At 73.9% G+C, this 2,788-nt stretch carries 3 protein-coding genes; all 3 read left to right on the top strand.

Annotated features, from left to right (window positions below; all coding sequences use genetic code 11):
- A partial coding sequence (locus DQW85_RS00015; protein WP_240196819.1) for a glycine cleavage T C-terminal barrel domain-containing protein occupies window positions 1-1,896 on the top strand: 1,896 nt, incomplete at its 5' end.
- Complete coding sequence (locus DQW85_RS00010) at window positions 1,889-2,467, top strand: sarcosine oxidase subunit gamma (RefSeq protein WP_113698437.1); 579 nt, start codon at window positions 1,889-1,891, stop codon at window positions 2,465-2,467. The genes DQW85_RS00015 and DQW85_RS00010, both read left to right, overlap by 8 nt.
- Window positions 2,464-2,788 (top strand): serine dehydratase beta chain (locus DQW85_RS00005; RefSeq protein WP_275888146.1); only part of this gene is annotated, 325 nt, incomplete at its 3' end. The genes DQW85_RS00010 and DQW85_RS00005, both read left to right, overlap by 4 nt.

The raw sequence follows: 2,788 nt of genomic DNA, 5'->3' as shown, positions 1-2,788 counted from the left end.
CTGGACCTCGCGGACGCGGGCGTGCGGGTGTCGGCCATCGTGGACGTGCGGCCCGCGCCGGGCGCGGAGTGGGCCGAGCGGGCGCGCGAGCGCGGCATCGAGCTGCTGCCCGGGCACGTGGTGACGGCCGCACGCGGCGACGGGGAGGTCTCCTCGGTCCTGGTCACCGGGGACGCCTCGGGGGAGCGCACGTTCGAGGCCGACCTGCTGCTCGTGTCGGGCGGCTGGAACCCCGTCGTGCACCTGTTCAGCCAGGCGGGCGGGAGGCTGCGCTACGACGAGGCGCTCGGCACGCTCGTCCCGGACGCCTGCCGCCAGGAGGTGGAGGTCGTGGGCTCGGCCAGGGGCGTGTTCACGCTGAACGGCTGCCTGGCCGACGGCGCCGGCCTCCCGCCGGGCGATCCCGAGGTGACGGGGCAGCCGTACTGGCTGGTCCCCGCGGCGGACTACTCGGCGCACTTCGTCGACCTGCAGCGCGACGTCACCGTGGCGGAGGTCCAGCGGGCCACCGGCGCCGGGCTGCGCTCGGTCGAGCACGTCAAGCGCTACACCACCGCCGGAACCGCCCACGACCAGGGCAAGACCTCCGGCCTGCTCACCTCGGCGGTCGTCGCGGAGGCGCTCGGCGTCCCGGTGGCCGAGCTGGGCGTGACCACGTTCCGCGCGCCGTACCTGCCCGTCAGCTTCGCCGCGCTGGCCGGCCGCGACCGCGGCGCGCTGCACGACCCGGTCCGCGTCACCGCGCTGCACGAGTGGCACGTCGCGAACGGCGCGCTCTTCGAGAACGTCGGCCAGTGGAAGCGGCCCTGGTACTTCCCGCGCCCCGGCGAGGACATCGAGACCGCGGTGCTGCGCGAGTGCCGCGCCGCCCGCGAGGGCGTGGCCGCCATGGACGCCTCCACCCTCGGCAAGATCGACGTGATCGGCCCCGACGCGGGGGAGTTCCTGGACCGGCTCTACACCAACCTGATGAGCTCGCTGAAGGTCGGCTCCATCCGCTACGGCGTGATGTGCCGCCCCGACGGGATGGTGTTCGACGACGGCACGGTCATCCGTCTCGGCGACGAGCACTTCCTCGTCACCACGACCACCGGCAACGCCGCGGCCGTCCTCGACTGGATGGAGGAGTGGCTGCAGACCGAGTGGCCGTCGCTGCGGGTGCACTGCACGTCGGTCACCGAGCAGTGGGCCACGGTCGCCCTCGTCGGCCCGCGGTCGCGCGAGGTGCTCGCCGGGCTCGCCCCGGGGCTGGCGGCGGGCAAGGAGGACTTCCCGTTCATGACGTGGCGGGAGGCGGATGTGGCCGGCCTCCCGGCGCGGGTCTGCCGGATCAGCTTCTCCGGCGAGCTGGCGTTCGAGATCAACGTCACGTCCTGGGACGGCCTGCGCCTCTGGACGGCCATCATGGACACCGGCCTCGTGACCCCGTACGGCACCGAGACCATGCACGTGCTCCGCGCCGAGAAGGGCTACCCGATCGTCGGCCAGGACACCGACGGCACCGTCACGCCGCAGGACCTCGGCATGTCCTGGGTGGTGTCGAAGAAGAAGCCCGACTTCATCGGCAAGCGCTCCTACGCGCGGGCCGACACGTCCCGGACGGACCGCAAGCGGCTCGTCGGCCTGCTGCCCGAGGACCCGGACTTCCTGCTGCCCGAGGGCGCCCACCTGGTGTCCACGGACGCGCTGCCGGAGCCGCCGGTGCCCGTGCTCGGCCACGTGACCTCCAGCTACCGCAGCGCCGCCCTCGGCCGGACGTTCGCGCTCGCGCTGGTGAGCGGCGGGCAGGAGCGGCTCGGCGAGCGGCTGTACGCGCCCGTCGCGGGCAGGTTGATGCCTGTGACCGTGACCTCTCACGTCCTGTACGACCCGGAAGGAGCGCGCCGTGATGGCTGAGCGCAGGAGTCCGGCCGCCGCCTTCGCGGACCGGTTCGCGGCGGCGTCCGAAGGCGGGAGCCTGCGGCTGGCCGAGCTGCCGTTCCTCACGCACGTCAACGTGCGCGTGGACCCCGGGAGCCCGGCGGCCGAGGATCTCGGCGCCGTGCTGGGGGCGCCCCTCCCCGTCGAGCCCTGCACCGCCGTACGCGCCGGATCGGGGGCGGACGAGCTGACGGTGGCATGGCTCGGGCCGGACGAGTGGCTGGTGATCGGGCCGGAGGGCTACCGGCACGAGCTGCTGTCCAAGGCCCTCGGCGAGCGGCACGGCTCGATCGTGGACGTGTCGGCGCAGCGCACCACGCTGCTGGTGGCCGGACCGCGCGCCCGCGACCTGCTGGCCCACGGCTGCGCGTTGGACCTGCACCCCGGCGTGTTCGGTCCGGGCGCGTGCGCGCAGACGACGCTGGCCCGGGCCCAGGTGGTGCTGCTGCCCCGCGACGACGACGGCCTGCTGGTGCTGGTCCGCTCCTCCTTCGCGGCGTACCTGTCGGAGTGGCTGCTCGACGCGGCGACGGAATACCTGCGATGAGCATCGGCGTCTTCGATCTGTTCAAGGTCGGCATCGGCCCGTCCAGCTCCCACACCGGCGGGCCGATGGCCGCCGCGCACCGCTTCGCCCGCGGCCTGCGCGACGACGGCCTGCTCCAACGCACCGCCCGCGTCCAGGCCATCCTGTACGGCTCGCTCGGCCTGACCGGCAAGGGCCACGGCAGCGACAAGGCCGTCCTGCTCGGCCTGTCCGGCGACAAACCCGAAACCGTCGACGTCGACACCATCGAACCCCGCCTGGCCCGGATGCGCGCCGACGGCACCCTGACCCTGTTCGGCAGCCACCCCATCCCCTTCGTCA

This window comes from Nonomuraea lactucae (genome assembly GCF_003313395.1).
GTDB lineage: Bacteria > Actinomycetota > Actinomycetes > Streptosporangiales > Streptosporangiaceae > Nonomuraea > Nonomuraea lactucae.
The sequence above is the reverse complement of the archived record's forward strand: the minus strand, read 5'-3'. Positions and strand labels throughout refer to the sequence as shown.

Bases quoted from the DNA above. Each gene is read 5' to 3' on its own strand.
- DQW85_RS00010 (WP_113698437.1), top strand. From the start codon at position 1,889: ATGGCTGAGCGCAGGAGTCCGGCCGCCGCCTTCGCGGACCGGTTCGCG.